Annotated in this window: 23 protein-coding genes; 11 read left to right on the forward strand and 12 right to left on the reverse strand. The window is 58.2% G+C overall.

Annotated features, from left to right (window positions below; translation table 11 throughout):
* Nucleotide 1 precedes the first annotated feature (1 nt).
* From OSH04_RS15655 to OSH04_RS15675, 5 genes are all read left to right on the forward strand, one after another.
* Nucleotides 2-622, forward strand: a complete 621-nt coding sequence (locus OSH04_RS15655) for a TRAP transporter small permease subunit (protein ID WP_009460121.1) — start codon at nt 2-4, stop codon at nt 620-622.
* Complete coding sequence (locus OSH04_RS15660; RefSeq protein ID WP_035268536.1) at nt 619-1,902, forward strand: TRAP transporter large permease; 1,284 nt, start codon at nt 619-621, stop codon at nt 1,900-1,902. Before OSH04_RS15655 ends, OSH04_RS15660 begins: the two co-directional genes overlap by 4 nt.
* 33 nt (nt 1,903-1,935) lie before the next feature.
* Nucleotides 1,936-2,619 carry a DUF2848 domain-containing protein gene (locus OSH04_RS15665; protein WP_009460123.1) on the forward strand — a complete coding sequence of 228 codons (684 nt, stop codon included), beginning with the start codon at nt 1,936-1,938 and terminating at the stop codon, nt 2,617-2,619.
* A gap of 42 nt (nt 2,620-2,661) precedes the next feature.
* Nucleotides 2,662-4,017 (forward strand): amidase, encoded by a 1,356-nt coding sequence (locus tag OSH04_RS15670; protein WP_042484585.1) that lies wholly within the window; start codon nt 2,662-2,664, stop codon nt 4,015-4,017.
* A 70-nt stretch (nt 4,018-4,087) separates the two neighbouring features.
* Nucleotides 4,088-5,023 (forward strand): DMT family transporter, encoded by a 936-nt coding sequence (locus OSH04_RS15675; RefSeq protein WP_060186528.1) that lies wholly within the window; start codon nt 4,088-4,090, stop codon nt 5,021-5,023.
* Nucleotides 5,024-5,039: 16 nt separating this feature from the next.
* On the opposite strand, the gene fmt is transcribed toward OSH04_RS15675, so the two are convergent.
* Both fmt and def read right to left on the reverse strand, forming a co-directional pair.
* Nucleotides 5,040-5,981, reverse strand: coding sequence for a methionyl-tRNA formyltransferase (gene fmt / locus OSH04_RS15680; protein WP_266108814.1), 942 nt, complete (start codon nt 5,979-5,981; stop codon nt 5,040-5,042).
* 5 nt (nt 5,982-5,986) lie between these two features.
* Nucleotides 5,987-6,505: a peptide deformylase gene (def, locus tag OSH04_RS15685; RefSeq protein ID WP_009460127.1), complete on the reverse strand. Its 519-nt coding sequence runs from the start codon at nt 6,503-6,505 to the stop codon at nt 5,987-5,989.
* Nucleotides 6,506-6,673: 168 nt separating this feature from the next.
* On the opposite strand from def, the gene dprA reads away from it, so the two are divergent.
* The 3 genes from dprA (at nt 6,674) to OSH04_RS15700 (ending at nt 9,322) form a co-directional block, all read left to right on the forward strand.
* Complete coding sequence (gene dprA, locus OSH04_RS15690) at nt 6,674-7,828, forward strand: DNA-processing protein DprA (RefSeq protein ID WP_266108815.1); 1,155 nt, start codon at nt 6,674-6,676, stop codon at nt 7,826-7,828.
* 106 nt (nt 7,829-7,934) lie between these two features.
* A complete protein-coding gene (locus tag OSH04_RS15695) occupies nt 7,935-8,855 on the forward strand; it encodes a hydroxymethylglutaryl-CoA lyase (protein WP_009460129.1) in 921 nt (306 codons plus the stop codon).
* Complete coding sequence (locus OSH04_RS15700; protein ID WP_035268888.1) at nt 8,855-9,322, forward strand: hypothetical protein; 468 nt, start codon at nt 8,855-8,857, stop codon at nt 9,320-9,322. Before OSH04_RS15695 ends, OSH04_RS15700 begins: the two co-directional genes overlap by 1 nt.
* Nucleotides 9,323-9,587: 265 nt before the next feature.
* Here the strand turns inward: OSH04_RS15700 and OSH04_RS15705 are convergent, their stop codons facing one another.
* The 8 genes from OSH04_RS15705 to OSH04_RS15740 form a co-directional block, all read right to left on the reverse strand.
* Nucleotides 9,588-10,604, reverse strand: a complete 1,017-nt coding sequence (locus OSH04_RS15705; RefSeq protein WP_021447094.1) for an amino acid ABC transporter substrate-binding protein — start codon at nt 10,602-10,604, stop codon at nt 9,588-9,590.
* An 89-nt stretch (nt 10,605-10,693) separates the two neighbouring features.
* Nucleotides 10,694-11,974, reverse strand: a complete 1,281-nt coding sequence (locus OSH04_RS15710) for a phenylacetate--CoA ligase family protein (protein ID WP_060186532.1) — start codon at nt 11,972-11,974, stop codon at nt 10,694-10,696.
* A gap of 253 nt (nt 11,975-12,227) precedes the next feature.
* Nucleotides 12,228-13,061: an ABC transporter ATP-binding protein gene (locus tag OSH04_RS15715; RefSeq protein WP_035268554.1), complete on the reverse strand. Its 834-nt coding sequence runs from the start codon at nt 13,059-13,061 to the stop codon at nt 12,228-12,230.
* A 50-nt stretch (nt 13,062-13,111) separates the two neighbouring features.
* Nucleotides 13,112-14,380 carry an ABC transporter substrate-binding protein gene (locus tag OSH04_RS15720; RefSeq protein ID WP_009460132.1) on the reverse strand — a complete coding sequence of 423 codons (1,269 nt, stop codon included), beginning with the start codon at nt 14,378-14,380 and terminating at the stop codon, nt 13,112-13,114.
* 136 nt (nt 14,381-14,516) lie between these two features.
* Nucleotides 14,517-15,581 (reverse strand): branched-chain amino acid ABC transporter permease, encoded by a 1,065-nt coding sequence (locus OSH04_RS15725; protein ID WP_009460133.1) that lies wholly within the window; start codon nt 15,579-15,581, stop codon nt 14,517-14,519.
* A gap of 12 nt (nt 15,582-15,593) precedes the next feature.
* The gene (locus OSH04_RS15730; protein WP_009460134.1) at nt 15,594-16,523 is read right to left on the reverse strand and encodes a branched-chain amino acid ABC transporter permease; all 930 of its coding nucleotides are present in this window, start codon (nt 16,521-16,523) and stop codon (nt 15,594-15,596) included.
* Nucleotides 16,524-16,534: 11 nt separating this feature from the next.
* Nucleotides 16,535-17,320: an ABC transporter ATP-binding protein gene (locus OSH04_RS15735; protein ID WP_009460135.1), complete on the reverse strand. Its 786-nt coding sequence runs from the start codon at nt 17,318-17,320 to the stop codon at nt 16,535-16,537.
* Between the two features lie 14 nt (nt 17,321-17,334).
* The gene (locus OSH04_RS15740) at nt 17,335-19,290 is read right to left on the reverse strand and encodes an AMP-dependent synthetase/ligase (protein ID WP_035268890.1); all 1,956 of its coding nucleotides are present in this window, start codon (nt 19,288-19,290) and stop codon (nt 17,335-17,337) included.
* A gap of 187 nt (nt 19,291-19,477) precedes the next feature.
* On the opposite strand from OSH04_RS15740, the gene OSH04_RS15745 reads away from it, so the two are divergent.
* Nucleotides 19,478-20,164 carry a Crp/Fnr family transcriptional regulator gene (locus tag OSH04_RS15745; protein ID WP_009460136.1) on the forward strand — a complete coding sequence of 229 codons (687 nt, stop codon included), beginning with the start codon at nt 19,478-19,480 and terminating at the stop codon, nt 20,162-20,164.
* A 29-nt stretch (nt 20,165-20,193) separates the two neighbouring features.
* On the opposite strand, the gene OSH04_RS15750 is transcribed toward OSH04_RS15745, so the two are convergent.
* Both OSH04_RS15750 and OSH04_RS15755 read right to left on the reverse strand, forming a co-directional pair.
* Entirely contained in the window at nt 20,194-21,162 is a 969-nt protein-coding gene (locus OSH04_RS15750) for a Bug family tripartite tricarboxylate transporter substrate binding protein (RefSeq protein WP_009460137.1), read from the reverse strand.
* Nucleotides 21,163-21,296: 134 nt separating this feature from the next.
* Nucleotides 21,297-22,001: a YggS family pyridoxal phosphate-dependent enzyme gene (locus OSH04_RS15755; RefSeq protein ID WP_170978573.1), complete on the reverse strand. Its 705-nt coding sequence runs from the start codon at nt 21,999-22,001 to the stop codon at nt 21,297-21,299.
* 194 nt (nt 22,002-22,195) lie between these two features.
* Here OSH04_RS15755 and OSH04_RS15760 point away from each other — a divergent pair, with 194 nt between their 5' ends.
* Both OSH04_RS15760 and OSH04_RS15765 read left to right on the forward strand, forming a co-directional pair.
* A complete protein-coding gene (locus OSH04_RS15760; RefSeq protein ID WP_035268560.1) occupies nt 22,196-23,485 on the forward strand; it encodes a Glu/Leu/Phe/Val family dehydrogenase in 1,290 nt (429 codons plus the stop codon).
* Between the two features lie 159 nt (nt 23,486-23,644).
* On the forward strand, nt 23,645-24,424 hold the full coding sequence (locus OSH04_RS15765; protein WP_009460150.1) for an ABC transporter ATP-binding protein: 780 nt from the start codon (nt 23,645-23,647) through the stop codon (nt 24,422-24,424).
* Nucleotides 24,425-24,513: the final 89 nt, after the last annotated feature.

Raw genomic sequence — 24,513 nt, forward strand, 5'->3', positions numbered from 1 at the left:
CATGGAAAATACCGAAAAATTCGCCATGCTGAACCGTTTGCTGTCCGCCGCCACATCCCTGTCGCGCGTCGCCATCTGGTTCGCAGGCAGCCTGACATTGATCAGCGCCCTCTACATCACCGCGGACGTCCTGTTCCGCAAATTCAGTGGCAGCTCTCTGGGCGGCTCGGATGAACTGTCCGGCTATGCCTTTGCCATCAGCATTTCCTGGGCACTGTCCTTTGCCACCCTGCAACGGGCCAATATCCGTATCGACGCCATCTATCAGCACTTACCTGTTCGTCTGGCTGCCCTGCTGGACTGGATTGCTCTGGTGGCCCTGTCTGTTTTCATTGTCTACCTGACCTTGTACGCCACCGACGTGGCCGGCCTGTCCTGGACCAACCAGTCCACCGCCAACACCGCCATGGGCACTCCCTTGTGGATTCCCCAGTTCCTGTGGGTGGGCGGCCTGATCTGGCTGTGCGTCGTTCTGGCCTTGATGCTGCTGCGCTCCAGCCTGGCCCTGATTACAGGTGACCTGGCCGGTATCCAATCCCTGTGCGGTATCCGCAGCACCCAGGAAGAAGCCTCTGAAGAAGCCGAGGCTGGCAAACGCATGGTGCAAGGAGACGCCAAATGATTACAACCGCACTGACTCTCTTGCTCGTTCTGATCGGACTGAGCATTCCCGTGGGCGCTGCCCTGGGTGTTTTGGGCCTGATTCTGGACCCGCTGTACTCCATGCTGCCCCTGACCGGCGCATTGGGTGAAATTTCCTGGGGCACCAGCAACGAGTTCCTGCTGGTGGCCATTCCCCTGTTCATCATGCTGGGCGAGATCCTGCTGCGCTCGGGCATGGCTGAACGTATGTACAACGCCATGAGCCTGTGGCTGTCCTGGCTGCCCGGCGGCCTGATGCACGCCAACATTGGTGCCAGCGCCCTGTTTGCCGCCACCTCCGGTTCCAGCGTGGCCACTGCCGCCACCGTGGGCACCGTGGCCCTGCCGCAAATCAAGAAACAAGGCTATAACGAGCCTCTGTTCCTGGGTAGTCTGGCGGCTGGCGGTACCTTGGGCATTCTGATTCCGCCTTCGATCAACCTGGTGATCTACGGCGTACTGACCAATACTTCTGTGCCCAAGCTGTACCTGGCCGGCATCATCCCCGGTTTGGGTATGGCCTTGCTGTTCATGTTGGCAATTGCTGCTGCATGTATGGTCAAACCCAAGTGGGGCGGTGCGAAGATCAAGGCCTCCTGGGGACAGCGTTTTGCCAGCCTGGTGCATCTGGTTCCACCACTGGGTATTTTCCTGCTGGTCGTGGGCTCGATTTACGCCGGGATTGCCACTCCAACCGAGGCTGCTGCCCTGGGTGTGGTCGGCGCCTTGATTCTGGCTGCCTTCTCGGGCCGCATGAGCTGGAACATGATCAAGGAAGTGCTGGAAGGCACCATGAAAGCCACCGCCATGATCATGCTGATCGTGATCGGTTCGGCCTTCCTGAACTTTGTCATGGCCGCCACCGGCCTGACCAACGCACTGACCGATGCCATCACGGGCCTGGGTGTCTCGCCCATGGTCATGCTGCTGATCATTGTGGTGTTCTACCTGGTGCTGGGCTGCTTCATGGAAACCCTGTCCATGATGATCACCACCATCCCTATCGTGGCTCCCATTATGATCGCCCTGGGCTTTGATCCGGTGTGGCTGGGTATTGCCATCATCATTCTGGTGGAAGTGGCGCTGATCACCCCGCCTGTTGGTCTGAACCTGTTTGTGGTCCAGAGCCTGCGCAAGAGCGGCAGCATGAATGACGTCATGATTGGCAGCCTGCCCTTTGTGATCATGCTGCTGGCCATGGTGGGCCTGCTGGCTATCTTCCCGGATCTGGCTTTGTGGCTGCCACGCCTGTTCGGTTAATCCCAATCTGTCTTTGAGTAAACGAGTACTGCTATGCGTTTGACCTTTGAACTGGCCCAGGCCACCCACACTGAAATCATCGAAGCTGATTTGCAGCACTGCATCGTGGCCGGCTGGGCTGGCCGCGATCTGGCTGCCATCGAGCACCACATTGAAGAGCTGGCCGAACTGGGCGTACCACGCCCTAGCTCGGTGCCTTTGTACTACCGCATCGCCGCCAACCAGATGATCCAGGATGCCGACATCCAGGTCGTGGGCTCCGGTTCGTCCGGCGAGACCGAAGTGTTTGTGTTCAACCACCAGGGCCGCCTGCTGGTCAGCCTGGCCTCGGACCACACGGACCGCGTGCTGGAAGCCCACAGCGTGGCCCTGTCCAAGCAGATCTGCGCCAAGCCCGTTGCCCGCGAAGCCTGGTTGTTCAGCGATGTGGCCGACTACTGGGACGAGCTGATCATCCGCGCCTACATTCAGGAAGACGGCAAGGAAGTCCTGTACCAGGATGGTCCCTTGTCCACCCTGAAGAACCCGCTGGAGCTGATCGAAGGCTACTTCCAGTCCACCACCATGCCTGAAGGCTTTGGCATGACCTGCGGTACCGTGGGTGCCATTGGTGGCATTCGCCCTGCTACCCAGTTCACCATGGAACTGTATGACCCCCGCCGCGAACGCAGCATCCGTCATACCTACGTAACCGAAATCCTGCCTGAAGTAGCCTAAACTGGCCCAGCCCGCCCCACCCATTTATTTTGCGAGTGACCCATGCTAGCGACTATTACCGAACTGCAACGTGCTCTTGATCGTGGCGAAACCACCTCGGTCGAACTGACCCAGCAAGCCCTGGACCGTATCCAGGACGAAAGCCGTGACGGCGCTGCCACGTTCATCGAAGTGTTTGCTGAACAGGCTCTGGCCGCCGCCAAAGCCTCCGACATTTTGCGCGCTGCCGGTTTGAGCCGCTCGCTGGTTGAAGGTCTGCCCATGTCGGTCAAGAACCTGCATGACATCGCAGGCTACATCACTCTGGGTGGGTCGGCTGTACTGAAAGACGCCGAACCGGCCGAACAGAACGCCACCATTGTGGAGCGCCTGCTGCGCGCCGGTGCCATTCTGATCGGCTCCACCAATATGACCGAGTTTGCCTTCTCCGGTCTGGGCATCAACCCCCACTACGGTACGCCTCGTTCCGTTTGGGACCGTGACAATGCCCGCATCCCGGGTGGTTCGTCCTCCGGCGCCGGTGTGGCCGTCGCTCAAGGCATGTCGGTATTCTCCATTGGTACCGACACGGGCGGCTCCATCCGTATCCCTTCGGCCTTTAACGGCCTGACCGGTTTCAAACCCACCGCCGAGCGCGTTCCCAGCGAAGGCACCATGCCTTTGTCGCGCAGCCTGGACTCCAATGGCCCTCTGGCTGCCTCGGTAGAGTGTTGCGCCATTGTGGACTCCATCCTGACCGACCAGCCTTACGTGCCCGTGGCAACGCCTGCCCTGGACACCTTGCGTCTGGCCGTACCCAAGACCTTTGTGTTTGACGGCATTGATGAAACCGTGCGTGCTGCTTTTGACCGCGCCATCGCCCTGCTGCGTGAGCAAGGTGCTGTGGTTGAGGAAATCAACTTGCCCGAGTTTGACCAACTGCCGCAAATCAACCGCAAAGGCGGCTTTGTCTGCGCCGAAGCCTGGTCCGTGCACCGCGACACCCTGCAAAGCAAGGGCGAGCAATATGACCCACGCGTGGCCTCCCGCATCCTGCGCGGCAAGGACATCGATTGCGCCGACTACATCGAACTGCAAGACACCCGCCAGGCCTGGATCAGCGCGGTGGAAAGCCGTCTGGAGCGCTACGACGCCGTCCTGATGCCTACCGTGCCCGTTGTCGCTCCCCGCATTGCCGATCTGAAAGAGTCGGACGACGTCTACTTCGCCACTAACGGCCTGGTCCTGCGCAACCCCACCCTGATCAACTTCCTGGACGGCTGCGCCCTGTCGCTGCCTTGTCATGCCGCTGATGAAGCCCCTGTGGGCCTGATGGTGGCAGCCCCTGCCTACCACGACGAACATCTGCTGGCAGTAGGTTCAGCAATCGAACGGGTATTACCCCTGCGCAAACGCTAATCCAGTAAGATTTACGTTCCTTCCAGGACGGCCATCCGGCCGTCCTTGTGCTTTTCGTCAGGAGCCTGTCATGAGCACACCCCAGTCCTCCTCCTTGCCCCAGACCCTGACACCCACGGTCTTTCCCTTGGCGGGGGTGCTCATTCTGATTCTGTCTTCCTGGGCCCTGTCGGGTCTGGATGCCAGCGGCAAATGGATCATGGGCTTTGGCGTGCCCCTGCTGGTGATGTGCTGGTTTCGCTACGTCATCCATCTGGGATTAGTGCTGGCGCTGGTCTTGCCGGTCAAGGGCCGCAAGATCCTGCGCAGCTCCCGCCCCAAAGCACAAATTTTGCGTGGCACAGTGATGATGCTGTCCACCTTCTCGTTTTTCAACGCCTTGAGCTATCTGCCTCAAGCCGAAGCCACCTCCATCAACTTTCTGGCCCCTTTGCTGGTGCTGTCTGTTGCCCCCTGGATTCTGAAAGAGCCACCGCGCATCAGTCGCTGGGTAGCTGCCGGAGTCGGCTTTCTGGGCGTGCTGATCATCATCCGGCCTACCGCTGGCCTGCACCCAATAGGGGTGCTGTTTGGCTTGATGACCGCCTGTCTGTTCGCCACGCAATTTATCGCAACACGTCGCGTGGCCGTGGACAATTCGCTGACCACCCTGATCTGGAGCGGTGCAGTCGGCAGCATCTGCCTGACCATTGCCTTACCCTTTTTACTGCCCGCCGCCCTGCCTGCCTTAAAAGAGCTGAGCTTTTTCCAATGGTTGATTCTGATTTCGACCGGGCTGTGGGGTTGTCTGGGCCATCTGCTGCAAATACAGGCCTATCAACGCGCCTCGGCGTCTTTGCTGGCCCCGTTTGTGTATCTGCAAATTGTGGCCGCAGCCGCGCTGGGATGGCTGATCTGGGGTCAGTTCCCGGATGTCTTTACCTGGATCGGGATTGCCGTGGTGTGTACCAGCGGCATTGTGATTGGGACTCTGGAGTGGCGGCGCCAGAACAGGTCTGGCGCCTGAGTCCAGGTGGCAAGGCTTAGCGAGACTGCCAGCCCTGCACAAAGACGGCGACGGGCTGACGCTTGGAACCGGCTTTTTGCAGCTCCAGCAAACGCAACACACCTTCCCCGCAAGCCACGTCAATGCCTTGGGCACTGACGTTCAGAACCTGACCAGGCTCTGCTGAATGCTTCTGCTCTAGCGCCTGAGCGCGCCAAACCTTCACGGGCTGCTCCAAACCGGGCAGGGACAGGGTGGAGCCAGGCACTGGGTCAAACGCGCGAATACGGCGCTCCAGCTCCTTGGCCGGTTGGCCTAACTCCAGCACTGATTCGGCCTTGGACAGTTTCTCGGCGTAGGTCACGCCTTCTTCTGGCTGGGGAGTCGCCTGCAAGGTGCCATCATGCACTTGCTGCAAGGCTTCCAGCAAGGCCTGTGCACCTAGCTGCGCCAAATCGTCATGCAGGGTTGCGGCACTGTGATCATCACGAATCGCCAGCTCGCTGCGCACCAGCATATCGCCGGTATCCAGGCCTTCATCCATCTGCATGATGGTAATGCCCGTGGCCGCATCACCCGCCTGAATCGCACGCTGGATCGGTGCCGCACCGCGCCAACGAGGCAGGAGGCTGGCATGAATATTGAAGCAACCATAGCGCGGCAGCTCCAAAGTCCACTTGGGCAAAATCAGACCGTAGGCTGCCACCACCATCAGATCCGGCTGTAAATCCAGCAAGGTCTGGCGGGCCTGGGCTGCTTCCTCGGGATACTTGCCATCCAGACGCAAGCTGTGCGGCTGCAGCACCGGGATATTAGCGTTCACAGCGGCTTGCTTGACCGGGCTGGGACTGAGCTTCATGCCACGGCCAGCTGGACGGTCTGGCTGCGTCATGACCAAAGGAACATCAAAGCCCTGTGCTAACAGGGCTTCCAGGGCGATACGGGCAAAATCCGGAGTGCCGGCAAAAACAATACGCATGGCGACTATTGCCCTGCCTTCAGTGCTTCACGTTGCTGCTTGCGCAGACGGCTGCGGATACGCTCACGCTTGAGCACGGACAGGTACTCCACAAACACCTTGCCATCCAGGTGGTCCAGTTCATGCTGAACACACACGGCCAGCAGGCCATCGGCTTCTTTCTCGTACCACTCGCCTTTTTCATTCTGGGCCTTGAAGCGAATATTGGCGGCGCGCTCAACCTTGTCGTAGGTATCAGGTACAGACAGGCAGCCTTCTTCGTAGACCTTCAGCTCTTCACTTTTCCAGGTGATCTCAGGGTTGATCAGCACCAGCAATTCATTGCCGCTTTCCGATACGTCAATGACCACCACGCGCTCGTGCACGTCAACCTGCGTCGCGGCCAGCCCTACGCCGGGTGCGTCATACATGGTCTCGGCCATATCCTTGACCAGTTTGCGAATACGGTCGTCGACCTCCTGCACGGGTTTGGCAACCGTGTGCAGACGTGGGTCAGGAAATTTAAGGATAGGAAGCAAAGCCATTGTCATGTCCGAAGAAAAAGCGATAAGTCGATATAATAAAACAAGTTTCAGGGCGGCACCCGATTGCCCCGGCAGCATATGAAGCCCTAGCCCACAAAGCGGCAGTCACACTGGATACAAACGTCCGGGCCACACAGAACAAAGATCGGTTTCGTGCCACACTACCTTATGCCTGATCATTTTAGCTCGGATGAAATCTCGGAAGAATTGCGTGCCTGGTTGCGCCTGTCGCTGGAGCCAGAGCTTGCGCCCGCCCAGGCCCGGCAATTGCTGGCTGCCTGTGGGCTGCCACCGCAAATCTATCAAAGCTCGGTTCAAACCCTGTCGCGCCATCTTCCGGCCGAACTGGCTGTGCAATTAAGCCAGGAACCACTGGACGAGCTGCAGGCGCAGATTGAACAAGCGGTGGCATGGCTCAAGCAAGCCAATCACCATATCGTGACGCTGGCGGACCCCACCTATCCCGCCTCCTTGCTGGACCTGCACGACGCACCTTTGCTGTTGTATGCCAACGGCGATCTGGGAGCCTTGCAACGCAAAGGACTGGCTATTGTGGGAGCCCGCAATGCCACCCAATCCGGTCAGGAAATCGCGACAGATTTTGCAGCTACTCTGGCTTCCAGAGGCTGGTGCATCATCAGCGGCCTGGCCAGCGGTATCGACCAGGCGGCACACAAAGGAGCGTTAAAAACCGGCCCTTCTTCCGCAGGCACTATTGCCGTGATGGGGACGGGGCTGGACTTGGTCTACCCGGCAGCACACCGCGATCTGGCTCATCAGATCAGCGCTGACGGTCTATTGCTGAGCGAGTTTCCTTTGGGCACCCGGGCCATGCCCCATCACTTCCCACGCCGTAATCGCATTGTGGCTGCCTTGGCCAAAGGCGTACTGGTGGTTGAAGCGGCCAAACAAAGTGGCTCCCTGATCACGGCCCGTCTGGCCGGAGAATTAGGTCGAGAAGTTTTTGCCATTCCCGGCTCCATTCACTCCCCTTTGGCTCGCGGCTGCCATGCCTTGATACGCCAAGGTGCCAAACTGGTGGAAAGCGCCCAGGATATTCTGGACGAACTGGGCAATGTGCAAGGCGACTTCAATCTGGATACGGCTCCACAAACTGGTTCAAAACCCAATCCTTATGAAGCCTTGCCCGAGGAATTACGCCCTATTCTTGAGCGCATTGACTTTGCGCCCCTCAGCCCCGAACAGCTGATGCGGCGCACAGGCCTGCTGGCGACCGAACTGCCCGCCGTTCTGGCTGAACTGGAGCTGGCAGGCTGCATCGAGCCCCTGGCAGACGGACGCTTTCAACGCTTGAAACCTTAAAGACCATAGGGCAGTTCCTAGGACGCCAGCCCTGGCCTTCAAGAGGTATCATGACGATTACGTAAGGGCCTTCCAGCCCCAGCCATCTACCCCTTCAGGAAACTTCATGTCATACCCATCGCGCGTCAAGATTGTGGAGGTCGGTCCTCGGGACGGCCTGCAGAACGAAAAAGAATTCATCCCCACCGACATCAAGGTCGAACTGGTCAACCGCTTGTCCCACGCCGGTTTTGTGAACGTGGAAGCCGCGTCCTTTGTCTCGCCCAAATGGGTGCCGCAAATGGCGGACGGCGCAGATGTAATGGCTGCTATCGACCGACGTCCCGGTACGATTTATTCGGTTCTGACACCCAATATGCGTGGTTTTGAAGGTGCCCTGGCCGCCAAGGCTGACGAAGTGGTGATCTTTGCCGCCGCCAGTGAGGCATTTTCCCAGCGCAATATCAATTGCAGCATCGAAGAATCGCTGGAGCGCTTTGCCCCGGTTGCCCAGGCTGCCAAAGAAGCCGGTTTGCGTCTGCGCGGCTCCATCAGCTGTTCTTTCGGCTGTCCCTATGAAGGCGCTGTGGCTCCCTCCAATGTGCTGAAAGTGGGCAAACGCCTGATCGAACTGGGCTGTGACGAGATCGACGTGGCCGACACCATCGGCGTAGGCACGGCCCGCCAGGTGTATGACGTCATGCGCATGGTAACCGAGCACATTGACCCGGCTCATGTGTCCGGCCACTTCCACGATACCTACGGCCAGGCCATCGCCAATATCGTTGCTTCCATGCAAGCTGGCATCCATATTTTTCATAGCTCCGTAGCCGGTCTGGGCGGCTGCCCCTACGCCAAGGGGGCAACCGGCAACGTCGCCACTGAAGACGTTCTGTTCCTGATGCAAGGCCTGGATATTGAAACCGGCATTGATCTGAACGCCGTGGTAGACACGGGGCAATGGATTTCGGCTCATTTGAAGCGCAAATCGGCCAGCAACGCCGGTAACGCTCTGGCCGCCCGCAAGCAAGGGGCCGCCGCGTGCTGATGAGCCAAGCTCCCTCGAAAGAGGAAATTGATGCCATGTTGAAGGATCTGGGCTCGCTTCCCATTCAAGGCCGTTCCTGGCCCAAATGGGTAGCAGCCAGCGCCTGGATTGTGCTGGCCCTAATCGGCGTGCGTTTCGCGCTGGTGGCCAGCTCCCCACAAGGGGCCGCCATCAGCCCCGTCCTGGCGGGCTGCCTGGTCCTGCTGTTTACCGGCCTGATTCTGATTGCCTGGCATATGTGGCACGGCATCACCACGATTGACCAGAACGGTATACGCCAGAACTGGATCATGAAGCGGGAAGTGCACTGGCAAGACATTCACTTTGCCAAGTTTGTGCCGTTGTTCAACTCCAAGCGCCTGATCTGCTTTACCCGGCGTGGCCGCCCTGTGATTTTCCAAGGTGCCACACAGGATCTGCAAGTGGCCTTTGCCAAGATTTCGCTGGTATTGCGGCGCAAGAGCTAAGTCTCCCTGTTTGCCCCATACGGCTTGCCATATCGGGGGAAACAATGCTGGACGTCTCCCATCCGAAAACCGCGTACTACAGTTACGTAGCCTATCTATCGCCGTGTTCCAACACACGGCGATACATACACCAAGGGTTCAGGGCAGCCCATATCGCCGGGCGAGGCAAAAAGCATATCAACGTCATCGCCCCCAGATCGAACAGTCAATAAAAAAGCAGCTCTCAAAGAGAGCTGCTTGTTGCATATCGCAAATCCCGAAAGAATTAACGAATAGGCAGACCGTAGATCAGGCCACCGTCGATCCACAAGGCGTTCAGGCCACGTTCGATTTGCAACGGGCTACCTTTACCCACGTTGCGCTCGAAGGACTCACCGTAGTTACCAACTTGCTTGATGATGTTGTAAGCCCATTTTTCGTCCAGGCCCAGGTTTTTACCGGCACCGGGAGTCACGCCCAGCAAACGCTGGATGTTGGGGTTGTTGCTCTTGAGCTTCTCGTCCACGTTGGCAGCGGTCACACCCAGCTCTTCGGCGTTGAAGCTGGCCTGAATGGACCATTTCACAATGTTCAGCCAGGCATCATCACCCTGACGGACGAATGGGCCCAGCGGCTCTTTGGAAATGATTTCAGGCAGCACCAGGTAGTCGTCCGGGTTCTCCATTTTGGAGATACGGATCGACGCCAGACCGGAAGCGTCGGTAGAGAACACATCACAGCGGCCAGCCACGAAAGCGTTAACCACTTCGTTGAACTGCTCGATTACTACAGGCTTGTACTCAACCTTGTTGGCACGTGCCCAGTCAGCCATGGTGTTTTCGTTAGACGTGCCAGTCTGCATACAAACCGTGGCACCGTTCAATTCCTTGGCGCTGGATACGCCCAGTTTCTTGGACACCAAAAAGCCCTGACCGTCGTAGAAGTTGATACCGGCGTGGATCGCACCGACAGCGGTGTCACGCTGCTGGGTCACGGTGGTGTTACGAGCCAACAGATCAATCTCACCGGACTGCAGAGCCGTAAAGCGCTGCTGCGAGTTCAAGGGCACAGCCTTGAATTTGCTGGCGTCGCCCAGGGTGGCGGCGGCTACCGAGCGACACACGTCGATATCCAGCCCCGTCCACGTGCCCTTGTCATCAGGGGCAGAAAAACCGGCAAATCCGGTGGTCACACCACACAGCACGTGACCGCGCTGTTTGACGTTGTCCAGGGTGTCGGCCTGGGCAGCAGGCATGCTGGCCATCAAGGCCAGGACTACAGCAGAAACTGGCACAAAGCGCATCGGGCTCTCCTCAAAGATATAGGTATTGACTATTTTCCAGCATAGTACCGCAGCCCGACTGCTACTTGTGTGCATATCTACATGGCTAATTAATCGTAGCTGCGTTGGTCCTCGATGACTTTACCATCCCGAGGCAAGGCTCCTGGCTCCATGAACTCCACCTGAGCACGCAATTTGGTAATTTCACGAATCGAGTCGGCCAAAGCGCTTTCCAAGCCCTCAGGCTTGGCGGAGACTTCAACTTGGAACACCATCTGATCCTGGCCGCTGGCACCACGCACCACCAAGCGCGCCTGGCCCAGCTCCTTGTGACGCAGACGAATCTGCTCCACCTGCCCTGGATGCACAAACATGCCGCGCACCTTGGTGGTCTGGTCAGCACGCCCCATCCAGCCGCGAATACGCTGGTTGGTACGACCGCAGGGAGACTGGCCGGGCATGACAGCAGACAAGTCTCCTGTCCCGAAACGCACCAGCGGATAGTCGGGGTTAAAGGAGGTCACGACCACCTCGCCCACTTCGCCCGGCGCAACCGGCTGGCCTGTACCAGGACGCACAATTTCCAGAATCAGGTTTTCATTGAGCACCAAGCCTTCGCGGGCCTGTGTCTCATAGGCAATCATGCCCAGATCAGCACTGCCGTAGGCCTGGTAGCCTGCCACGCCGTGCTCGCTGAACCACTTTTGCAAGGAAGGCGGATAGGCTTCGCCGGAGAACAAGGCCTTGCTCAGCCCTGGCAGAGCAATCTGCATGGACTGGGCTTTTTCCATGATGATCTTCAGAAAACTGGGTGTGCCGGTATAACCATGCGGGCGCAAATCGGCCATGGCCTGTACTTGCTGTTCGGTTTGACCCACGCCGCCTGGAAACACCGTGCAATCCAGGGCATGTGCGGCGGTCTCCATCATGGAGCCAGCCGGAGTGAAATGGTAGGAGAAGCAGTTGAAAATCAGTTCCTCGCGACGAAAGCCAGCCGCGTACAGTGCGCGCGCAAAGCCCCAATAATCCGGGCGACGGCTTTCTGGCTCGTACATGGGACCGGGCGAGGCAAACACCTTGCGGGCCGCACCCCAGGCAATGGAGGAAAAGCCCCCGAATACGGACTGCGCGTAATCAGCCGATGGCCCGCCCGAGCGAGCCTGCTCGCGCGCTTCCAGCTGGGCTTTCAGCAGCTCGCTTTTACGAAACACCGGAATGGCCAGCAGATCCTCGCGGCTGCGCACGGCGGCCAGATCAACCGAACCCAGTTGCTTGGCAATCGCAGGGGCCCCTTTTGCGGCCGCTTGCAAGACCTGCGGCAAACGGGACAGTAAATCGGCTTCGCGCTCGTCCGGCTCCAGGGTTTCGCGCTCGTCGTAATATTCGCTCATCTCTCCTCCAGTGGGATGAATTGGCATTCAAACACTCCCGCGCCCAGCCGACGTTCTGTCCGCAGACAGACAGGTGTCGATACCAAGCTCTGCTACCACACCCCGTGTAGCCAGAAGCTGCCCAAAACTAAAAACGTCAAAAGGGGTCAGGGCGGCACCTTGTGTGCATCCCGATCGGTAGCCTGCTCCTGTGTTGATCCTGCTGCTTTCAATACAGGCCAGGCCCTGCTGATACATTGGAAATCCTTGGGAGTTAAGCCAGCCAGCGCTTGCGTCGTCGATAAAATTTATTGTCGCGAAAGCTCTTGCGCTCGCCCCCGGACACACCCAGATAGAACTCCTTGACGTCTTCGTTCTCGGCCAAGGCCTGGGAGGGTCCATCCATCATGACGCGGCCGTTTTCCAGGATGTAGCCGTAGTCGGCATACTTCAGGGCCACGTTGGTGTTTTGCTCGGCCAGCAAGAAGCTGACGCGCTCGCGCTGATTCAGGTCACGCACGATCTCGAAAATTTCTTCCACCACCTGTGGTGCCAGGCCCATGGAGGGTTCATCCAGCAAGATCATGCCCGGGTCGGCCATCAAGGCACGGCCAATGGCACACATTTGCTGCTCCCCGCCCGAGGTATAGCCGGCCTGACTGGTACGGCGCTGCTTCAGACGCGGAAAATACTGGTACACCTTGTCCAGCTCGGCGCTTAAATCGCCGCGTGACAAGGTACGGGTATAAGCCCCGGTCAGCAGATTCTCTTCAATGCTCAAGTGCGCAAAACAGTGGCGCCCTTCCATCACCTGCACCACGCCGCGCTTGACCAGATCAGCCGGAGTCAGTTGGTCAATACGTTCGCCACGCAGATGGATCTGGCCTTTGGTCACATCGCCACGCTCGGCGCGCAGCAAATTCGATACGGCCCGCAAGGTCGTGGTTTTACCGGCACCGTTGGCGCCCAGCAAGGCAACAATCCGCCCCTCTGGCACACGCAAGGACACGCCCTTGAGCACCAGAATGACGTGGTTGTAAATCACTTCGATGCCATTGACGTCCAACAAGATGGGCGTCTCATCCACTTGGCCTACGGTCTCACTCATAATCTTCCCCACGCAATGCAGTGCCCAGGGCGAACCCTGGGCGCCTGGGTTTAGCCTTCGCAGGTGCGAGGCGTAATTTTCTTCTCGGCGGCGTATTTAGCCGACATTTCCTTGACTAAAGGATCGACAAACTTCTTGTCGGACTGATACCAGTCGGACACGACGTCGAACTTGCTGCCGTCCCACTGCACGATACGGGCCCAGTCATCACCCATGTGGTTGTTGCACGAGGTTTTGACGGGACGCATGATGCCTTCAAAGCCCAGCTCTTTCAGGCGTGCTTCGTCCAGATTCAGGTTCTCGAAGCCCCAGCGCACTTGCTCGGGGGTCATGTGCTGACCTTTGCCGAACTTCTCTTGTGCGGTGCGGATAGCCTCAACCTGCATCATGGAGATCATCATGCCGCGGGTGTGAGCCAGCGTGCCGACGTACTTGTCACCGTTTTCAGCGCCTTTGCCTTTGGCGTGCATCTCGCGCACAGCGTCATGCACCGGACCGTCCCCAGCACTGTTGTGAATGGTGATGCCCTTGTAGCCCTTGGCGGTCTGGCCCAGATCGACCACATCGCTCTCGGAAGCTGCCCACCAGATGCCGTAGATCTTGTCGCGTGGGTAACCCACAGCCTGAGCTTCACGGATGGCGGTAGGCGTCATGATCCCGGCGCTCCACAGCAGGACGAAGTCAGGACGGTTCTTGCGCACTTGCAGCCAGGTGGATTTCTGTTCCACGCCAGGGGCGGTCACAGGGTACAGATCCAGCTTGAAGCCTTGTTCCTTGGCGCGTGCTTGCAACAGGGCGATAGGCTCCTTGCCGTACGGCGAGTCGTGATAAACCAGAGCAATGCGCTGGTCCTTCAGCTTGTCCTCGCCCACTTGCTTGGCGATGTCCTGGATCATGACGTCAGCCGCAGTCCAGTAGGTACCCAGCAGCGGGAAGTTCCACTCGAATACCGCACCGTTAGCCGAGTGCGACAGGCCGTAGCCCATGGTTTCAATGGTCACGCCATCGACAAAGGCCTTGTCGGTCAGCGCGAAGGTAATGCCCGTGGACTGGGTATCAAAACCCGAAGCGCCCCCGTTCTTGCCTTTCATGCGCTCGTAGCACTCCACGCCACGGTCGGTGGCGTACGCTGTTTCACACTCTTCGTATACCAGCTTGACGCCATTCACACCGCCGTCACGTTCATTAACCAAAGCCAGATAGTCCAGCTTGCCGTCCGCCCATGGAATACCCAGTGGGGCAAAGGAGCCGGTGCGGTAGGTCAGCAAGGGAATGTACTGTTCCTCGGCTGCTACAGCGGCTGTACTCATGGTCAGCATTGCAGCGCAAGCACTCAAACCGAGCACAGCGCGTTTCAGTCGTGTTGTCATCTCCTGGTCCTCCGATAAGTACCATTTGTCTAAGTACCCCGTCCCGATGGCGGGGCTGTTGTTGTAATGAACTGCCTACCTGCTGTTAATGGGGGAAGGGCCACAAGCGCAGCTTTTCCTTACCAATACTCCAGAGTCGAGCCAAACCGTGTGGCTCCACAATCAAGAAAAATACGATCAGGGCACCGAACACCATGTGTTCAATATGCGAGGCTGTATCCACGCCAATGGACACACCAAACCAGTGCGGCACGTTGGTCAGGAACACGGGCAGCAAGACCATGAACGCGGCACCGAAAAAGCTGCCTACGATCGAGCCCAGACCCCCGATGATGACGATGAACAGCAACTGCAAGGAGCGGTTCAGGTCAAAGGCCAGCGGCTCCCAGGAACCCAGGTGCACAAAGGCCCACAAGGCACCGGCCACACCGATGATGAAAGAGCTGACGGCAAAGGCGGTGAGCTTGGCGTAGACCGGACGAATACCAATCACTTCTGCGGCCACGTCCATGTCACGAATGGCCATCCATTGGCGGCCAATCGCGCCACGCACCAGGTTCTTGGCCAGCAGAGCAAACACCACCACGAAGATCAGCACGAACAAGTACTTCTGCATGGGGGTTTGAACCGGCAAGCCAAAGGCGCTCAAGGCAGGCACCGACACGTTGCCCGAGGGCGAGTAGTTCGTGAAGAAGGCAATACGCAGGAAAGCCCAATCCACAAAGAACTGTGCGGCCAGGGTTGTGACGGCCAGGTACAAGCCACGGATACGCAAGCTGGGGATACCAAAGGCCACGCCTACCAAGGTGGCGAACACGCCGCCCAGCAGGATCTGCAGGACCAGTGGCAGCTCCGGAATACGGACACCAAAGTTCCAGGCGGCATACGCACCCACAGCCATGAAAGCACCCGAACCGATGGAAATCTGGCCGCAATAGCCCACCAGAATGTTCAGGCCAATCGCTGCCAAAGACAGGATCAGAAAGGGGATCAGAATAGCTTGCAGGAAGTAGTTGGATGCCATGGCTGGCACCAGCAGAAATGCCACCAGCAACAAGCCCAACACCACATAGCGATCCTGGCGGATGGGAAAAATCTGCTGGTCAGCCCGATAGCTGCTTTTGAACTGACCATTTTCGCGGTAAATCATATCGACTCCACCTCAGACGCGATCAATAATCTTCTCGCCGAACAGACCTTGTGGTCGGAACAGCAAGAACACCAGGGCCAGCACATAAGCAAACCAGATCTCGATGCCGCCACCTACATAAGGGCCCAGGTACACCTCGGACACCTTCTCGCCCACACCGATAATCAGGCCACCCACAATAGCGCCGGGCACCGAGGTCAGACCACCCAGAATCACCACCGGCAAGGCGCGCAGCGCTGCGGTCGACAAGGTGAACTGCACCCCGTATTTGGAGCCCCAGATAATGCCGGCAACCAGAGCCACCAAACCGGCTACGGTCCAGACCACCACCCAGATACGGTTCAAGGGAATACCAATGGATTGCGCTGCCTGATGATCGTCCGCCACCGCACGCAGGGCACGGCCCACGCTGGTGTATTGGAAGAAGATGGCCAGGGCCACAACCAGCAAGGCTGCAACCACGGCCGAGCTCAGGTCTTCCAGGCTGACCAGAACACCGCCTTCAAACATGGACTCCAGAATGAAAGCCGGGTCTTTGGGCATGCCCACATCAATGGAATACACGGAGCTGCCAAACACGATCTGACCCAGACCGTCGAGCAGATAGCTGATACCGATCGTGGCCATCAGCAAGGTTGTGCCTTCCTGATTCACCAGATAGCGCAGCACCCAGCGCTCAATGACGACGGCCAGCACAAACATCAAGATGGCCGAGACAATGAAAGCCAGCACATTGCCCAGGATGCCCGGCTCCATGCCCAGCAACTGCGGAATCCACTGGGACAGACGGGCCATGGCCAGCGCGGCCACCAGCACCATGGCGCCCTGTGCAAAGTTAAAGACACCCGATGCTTTGAAGATCAGCACAAAGCCCAGCGCGACCAGGGCGTACAACATCCCGCTCATCAGGCCGCCCAGCAAAGTTTCAAGAAAAAATGCCATGTCCGTTCCCCTCAATGGCCAGCGCCAAGATAGGCGCGGATGACGTCCGGATTTTGTCGTACTTCGTCCGGTACTCCGTCACCAATTTTCTTGCCATAGTCCAGGACCACCACACGGTCCGAAATATCCATGACCACACCCATATCGTGTTCAATCAAAACAATCGTGGTGCCGTACTCTTCGTTCACATCCAGAATGAAACGGCACATATCCTGCTTTTCTTCGATGTTCATGCCCGCCATGGGCTCATCCAGTAGCAGAATGCTCGGTTGCATCGCCAGTGCCCGACCCAGGTCAACCCGCTTTTGCAGGCCGTAAGGCAAGCGTCCTACCGGCGTTTTTCGGTAGGCCTGGATTTCCAGAAAGTCGATGATGCCTTCCACGTATTCACGGTTGCGAATCTCTTCACGCTCGGCACCGCCCAGTCGGAAAGCCTGGGCAAACACCCCGCTTTTCATGTGCAGATTGCGGCCGGTCATGATGTTGTCCAGCACACTCATGCCCTTGAACAGAGCCAGGTTCTGAAAGGTGCGGGCAATGCCCTGCTCGGCGGTGTGACGCGAGTTCATGCGGGCATAACTCTGGTCACGCAAGACAATCTCGCCTTGTTGTGGTGCATACACGCCATTGATGACGTTCAGCATGGAGCTTTTGCCTGCGCCGTTCGGGCCGATGATGGAGCGGATCTCGTGCTCACGGATGTTGAACGAGATGTCGGTCAGCGCTTTCACACCACCAAAGGACAGCGAAATATTCTTCAAATCCAGTACCACTGGGCCAATGCGACGGCCCGGCATTTGCGCCTCACTCATCATGCGCTCCTTGCTGCTGCGTCTGTCATGCGCTCAATGTGCAGGTCTGCCGAAATGCGACCGCTGCGCCCATCCTCAAACTTCACTTCTGTCTCCACAAACTGCCTGTCCAGGCCATTGAACAGGGCATCGACCAGAACCTTGTACTTTTGCGCGATAAAGCCGCGACGTACTTTGCGGGTACGGGTCAGTTCATCGTCATCGGGGTCCAGCTCTTTGTGCAGAATCAGGAAGGCGCTGATGCGCGATCCGGCCAGCTTGGGGTCGTTAGCCAGATCAGCATTGACCTGAGCCACACAATCCCGAATCAGGGCATAGACCTCGGGTTTGCCGGCCAGATCGGTGTAACCGGCATAGGGCAGGTTGCGACGTTCGGCCCAGTTACCCACGGCTTCCAGATCAATATTGATAAAGGCACACACTTCCTCCTGACCATCGCCAAAAGCCACGGCTTCCTTGATGAAGGGGAAAAACTTGAGCTTGTTCTCGATGTACTTGGGTGCAAACAAGGAGCCATCGGCCAGTTTGCCCACGTCCTTGGCACGGTCGATGATCTTTAACTGACCATCGGTGTCCAGATAACCGGCATCACCCGTGTGGTACCAGCCGTCCTCGGTAAAGGACTCGGCGGTGGACTCGGGGTTGCGGTAGTACTCCTTGAACAAACCGGGGCTGCGCACCTGAATTTCACCGTTATCGGCCACGCGGATTTCCACGCCTTTCACAGGTGGGCCTACGGTGTCGGCACGCACATGGCCGTCTTCCTGGACGCAGACGAATACCGAGGTCTCGGTAGCGCCATAGAGCTGCTTCAGGTTGATGCCAATGGAACGGTAAAAGTCGAACAGATCGGGTCCGATGGCTTCACCAGCGGTATAGGCCACACGCACGCGGCTCATGCCCAAGGCATTACGCAAGGGGCCGTAGATCAGGATATTGCCCAGGCCATAGCACAGGCGATCCCACATCCCCACGCCGGGGCGCTTGTCCAGAATCTTCACACCCACACGGTGCGCCAGAGACATGAAACGCTTGTACAAGGCGCGCTTCAGGGCACCGGCATCTTCCATGCGGATAGTCACTTGCGTGAGCAAGCCTTCCAGCACGCGGGGAGGCGCAAAGTAATAGGTCGGGCCAATATCATGCAGGTCGATGGACACGGTTTCGGGTGACTCAGGGTGATTCACCGTAAAGCCCGTGACCAGGAACTGCGTGTAGGAAAACATGTTCTGCCCGATCCAGGCGGGAGGCAGATAAGCCAGCACTTCCTCGGCATCGGTCAGCGATTCCAGTTCCTGAATGGCCAGGCCACGATCCACCAGAGCGCCGTGAGTCAGCACCACCCCCTTGGGCTTGCCGGTGGTGCCGGAGGTGTAGAACATGGCGGCAGCATGGTCAGGCGTAATGGCCTTCCAGATACGTCGCACACAGTCCGGATCCCGCGCCAATTGCAGGCGGCCCTGCTCCATGACCTGCTCGATGTATTGCAGCTGCTCTTGCTGATAATTGCGCAGACCGCGTGGGTCGTCATAGATCAGCGCATCCAGATCGGGGCACTGATCCCAGACTTCCAGTAGCTTGTCGACCTGCTCCTGGTCCTCGACCACGGCCACGCGTATGCTGGCATCCAGCAATACGTGCAGCATTTCCTGGGCTACCGCATCCTGATACAAAGGCACGGGCACAGCGCCCAGCATTTGCGCCGCCATCATGGCCAGGTACAGGCGCGGGCGGTTTTCACCGATCACCGCGACGTGCTGACCGTCTTTGACACCCAGCCCGGCCAGGCCCGCAGCCAGTTGCTCGGCCTGTTCGGCCAGCTCCTGCCACGTCCAGGTCTGCCAGATTCCCAGGTCTTTTTCGCGCATGGCAACTTTGTTGCCGCGCACCTGGGCATGGTGTTCTATCCAGGCTGGGAAGGTGCCGGGTAAACCCGCTACCTGCTCTTTATCCATCCGCACAACCATGTCTCCTCCGAATTTTCCCGGCTTGTTATGGTCCAGGAGGCTGCTTATGATTGCGGCAGAAGGCAGATGTTATGCCCTCAAGCTATTTGCAGCCTGTTAATAATCAAGTTATCGGCTGCCCGTCCCGAAGATTGTCACGGACATGACATTCGACCTTTATCGAGGGTTAATCCTCATGCATGTTGTAGATGCTTTATCGGAGCGAGCCGCCTGGTTTCGCTTGTTGACACCCGAGCTGCAAGAGCGTGTCCGCCGCGACACACTGATCACCGCATACGAGGCCGGGGCCATCGTCGAACGCAAGGGAGAACGCGCCACCGCGTGGATTGGCGTGCTCTCGGGTTTGCTCAAAGTGTCGGTGGGAAATTCCGAAGGCAAGATCGCTTCCATGACCGGGGTACCTGCCGGTGGCTGGATAGGCGAAGGCTCCTTGCTGAAAAACGAAGAGCGCAAATACGATGTGGTCGCCTTGCGCGACAGCCAGGTGGCCCGCTTGCCCGTACACAGTTTTAACGATTTGCTGGACCAGAGCATTGCTTTCAACCGCTACCTCCTGCATCAGCTCAATGAACGTGTGGCGCAATTTATCGGCAAGGCGGAATACAACAGCCTGTCTACCCCCGATGCCCGCGTGGCACGCTGTCTGGCAGAGCTATTCAACCCGCTGCTCTACCCCGGAAAAGGTCTGCGCCTGGACATTACCCAGGAAGAGATCGGCTACCTGGCGCGTGTGTCGCGCCAACGAGCCAACCAGGCCCTGCGCCAACTGGAAAACGAAGGGCTGTTGTTGATCAAGTATGGTGGCGTCCAGGTGCTGGACCTGGACGGCCTGAAACGTTACGGCGATGAATATGCCGCCTGATTATGCGGCCACTGTGGGCCGCATGGACGTCAATCCATACGGATGCCCGCACGCTCGATAACCGTGGCCCATTCAGCGCGTTCACGCTGGGCGTAAGCCTGGAATTCATCGGGCGTCATGGGCATGGGTTCCACCCCCATCTCGCGAATACGCTGATCCAGCTCGGGCGTTTTCAGGGCCTGCATCAAGTCCTGGCTCAAGCGTTGACGGGCGCCTTCGTCCATCTTGGGTGGGCCCACCAAACCTTGCCAGGCATAGGCGTAGAAGTCGGCAATACCCGCTTCGGCCATGGTTGGCACATCAGGCAACAGACTACTGCGCTCAGGCGTGGCAACCGCCAGCACCCGCAACTTGCCAGCCTTGATATTGGATAGCGCTGCGGCAGAATCCACAAAGGACATATCCACCTGGCCGCCCAGCAAATCCTGAATGGCGGGTGCAGCTCCCTTGTAAGGAACGTGCACGATCTTGGTGTCCGTGCGCTGCTTGAACATCTCCAGAGCCAAATGGTGTGGAGAGCCACTGCCAGCGGACGAGGACGTCAGCTTTTCAGGTTGTTTACGCGCTGCTTCCAGCAGATCGGCCACGGTTTTATAGGGCGACTCCTGTGGCACTGCCAGCATCAGGGGGAAGCGGGCCAGACCGCCCACATAGGTGAAGGCAGCCGGGTCGTATTGCAGCTTGCTGTACAAAGAGGAGTTAAAGGCCAGCGTGCCTGAATCAGCCGTGCCTACGGTATAGCCATCGGGCTTGGCATTGCTGACGTAGGTTGCGCCAATAATGGTGGCGGCCCCCGGTTTGTTTTCCACAATCAAGGTCTGGCCCAGGCTGCTTTCCAGCTGCTTGGCGACCAGCCGGGCAATCACATCTGAACCGCCGCCTGCAGGATAAGGGACTACCCAGGTGACGGCAGACTGGGGCCAGTCTGCTGCCAAGGCCGTTCCTGTCAGGCTGGCGCTTAGCAACAGCACACCGGCTCCAAAGTTCTTCCAATGCATGATGTCTCCTCCATGCGTGTAGACAGCGCTTTTGGCGCTATTTTTTTTAAGTTTTAAGCATCCCGTCCGGGATGCGCAGAGACATTATGCGCGGACAGCCCTGCACAGGGCATTAGTAACGATGCGGATATCGATTAGCTGTAATCGCGTGCGCCAAACAGGGCCGAACCCACTCGCACTTCAGTGGAACCTTCCTGAATCGCCAGCTCGAAGTCACCGCTCATGCCCATGGACAGGCCTTGCACCTGTTCATGGCCCAACTCCACCAGACGATCGCGCCACTGGCGCAGGCTGGCAAAGCAGGCGCGAACTGCCTGGGGGTCATCGCTATTGACGGCCATAGTCATCAGACCACGGACCTTCAAGGTATCGAGCGAACGCAGGGACTGCATGAAAGCGGGCAGTTCTTCAGGTGCCAAACCAAATTTGCTGGGCTCGGGCGAGGTCTTGACCTGGATCAGCACGTCCAGGCTACGCTGCTCGTGTTGCAGGTGTCGATCCAGGGCCTGAGCCAGGGACAAACGGTCCAAAGACTGTACTTCGCTGGCTAAGCGTGCAATATCTTTGGCCTTATTGCTCTGCAGATGGCCTATCATCACCCACTGCACCGCGCGATCGGCCAGCTCTGCCTGCTTGTCTCGAATCTCCTGAACCTTGTTCTCGCCCATTCGCGACAGGCCCAAATCCAGGGCTTGAGCCAGCACGGGCACAGGAAAGGTTTTGCTTACCGGTAAAAGAGCCACCGCATCAGCAGGGCGGCCGGCCTGCAAGCAAGCCTGTTCGATACGTTGGCGCAATTGCGCCAAGCGACCAGAAAGGGAAGAGTCAGAAGAAGCCATCAATGCACACGCACCCAGATAAAACCATCGCAAACGCTGCAAACACAACAGCGGCCATTTCCGATAGCATAACTGTTGCACACGGCCACCGCTAAGCCCATCCACAGCGTGTTTGCCAGGTTCTGCGTCTGTGCGCAATCACACGTCTTCACTGTGTACTCGTATCCCGTTTCCCCAACCTTATCGAGGAGCTCATGACAGATCGTCCCACCCATGCTTTGCCGTCATACCTGAACGCCGACGACGTCGGCCCGTGGGGTATTTATCTCGAACAAGTGGAGCGAGTCACTCCGTATCTGGGCAAACTGTCCCGATGGGTTGAAACACTCAAGCGCCCCAAGCGCACGCTGATTGTCGACGTACCCATTGAACTGGATAACGGCACCGTGGCCCACTTCGAGGGCTACCGCGTTCAGCACAATACTTCCCGTGGCCCAGGCAAGGGCGGCGTGCGCTACCACCAGGATGTCACCCTGTCCGAAGTGATGGCTCTGGCTGCCTGGATGTCGATCAAATCGGCTGCCGTGAACCTGCCATTTGGCGGTGCCAAGGGCGGTATTCGTATTGACCCGCGCAACCACTCCCAGGCTGAACTGGAGCGCATCACCCGCCGCTACACCAGCGAAATCGGTGTGATTATTGGCCCCAACAAGGACATTCCAGCCCCGGACGTGAACACCAACGCCCAGACCATGGCCTGGATGATGGACACCTACTCCATGAATGTCGGTGGCACCAGCACCGGCGTGGTCACCGGCAAGCCTGTCTCCCTGGGCGGTAGCCTGGGCCGTGTGGAAGCCACTGGCCGCGGCGTGTATACCGTGGGTTGTGAAGCGGCCCGCGACGCCGGTATCGACCTGAATGGCGCCCGCGTCATTGTGCAAGGCTTCGGTAACGTGGGTGGCACCGCTGCCCGCCTATTCCAGGAAGCCGGTGCCAAGGTGCTGGCCGTACAGGATCACACCGGCACGGTATACAACCCCAACGGTCTGGACGTACTGGCCCTGCTGAACCACATGGAACAGCACAAAGGTCTGGCCGGAGCGCCCAATGCCGAGGCCATTTCCAACGAAGACTTCTGGCATATCGAAACCGATCTGCTGATCCCGGCCGCGCTGGAAGGCCAGATCAACAAGAACAATGCCGACCGCATCCGCGCCCGCATTGTGATCGAAGGCGCCAACGGCCCCACCACCCCGGAAGCCGACGACATCCTGAACGACAAGGGCGTGATCATTGTTCCGGACGTAGTGGCCAACGCCGGTGGCGTGACCGTGTCCTACTTCGAGTGGGTCCAGGACTTCTCCAGCTTCTTCTGGACCGAGGACGAGATCAACAACCGTCTGGAAATGATGATGCGCTCGGCCTACACCACGGTGGCGGCAGTTGCCAAAGAGCACAACGTCACCTTGCGTACGGCTGCCTTTATCGTGGGTTGCGCCCGCATTCTGGAATCTCGTCAGGTACGCGGCCTGTATCCATAAGGTCATAAGGCGGCGTACCCGGTTTATGCCGCTTTTTATGAGCAAAATACAGCGCTTGTGCAAAAAAAACAGGGGGAAAGCGGTAGAATCGGGGCATCCAGGATATGACACCCGTATGAAACCCTTACCCCCTTTCTCTTTGACCGCAAGGACGTTGCTGTGAATAACAATGACCTGAACGCGGCGGTCCAGGTACGCGACATCCACAAACGCTTTGGCACCAACGAGGTGCTCAAGGGTATTTCCCTGCAAGCTCACAAGGGCGATGTGCTCTCCATTATTGGAGCTTCCGGCTCGGGCAAGAGTACCCTGCTGCGCTGCATTAACCATCTGGTCGTCCCCGATCAGGGCGAAATCCAGATCGGCAATGACATTTTGCGCAGCCATCGCAATCGCAAGGGCATTTGCCAGACAGACAATCCGCGCCTGCTGGAACAAGTCCGCGCCCGCTTGGGGATGGTGTTTCAGAACTTCAATCTGTGGTCGCACCGCACGGTGCTGCAAAACGTCACCGAAGGCCCCATCCATGTCAAAGGCCGCCCGGCCCGTGAAGCGGCTGAATACGCCCGCGAACTGCTGGGCAAGGTGGGCCTGAGCAACAAATGCGATGCCTACCCAGCCGAACTGTCCGGTGGTCAGCAGCAGCGCGTGGCCATTGCACGTGCGCTGGCCATGGACCCGGATGTCTTGCTGTTTGACGAACCGACTTCGGCGCTGGACCCGGAAATGGTGGGCGAAGTACTGCGCGTGATTCGCCAACTGGCCCAGGAAGGCCGCACCATGATCCTGGTCACCCACGAAATGAATTTTGCGCGTGACGTCTCTTCCGAGACCATTTTCATGCACAACGGCCTGATTGAAGAACGTGGCCATCCCAAAGATCTGTTCGATAGGCCACAATCCGAGCGTCTACAGCAGTTTCTACAACCAATGCAGTAAGATCATCGCTTCGTGAATACGACACCGGCTGGAAAACCAGCAGGGCCAATACGGCTCTGACCAGCCTATCCACAAAGGAGAGCCAGACC

The sequence above is a fragment of the Alcaligenes nematophilus genome, from assembly GCF_026344155.1.
Classification (GTDB): domain Bacteria; phylum Pseudomonadota; class Gammaproteobacteria; order Burkholderiales; family Burkholderiaceae_B; genus Alcaligenes; species Alcaligenes phenolicus.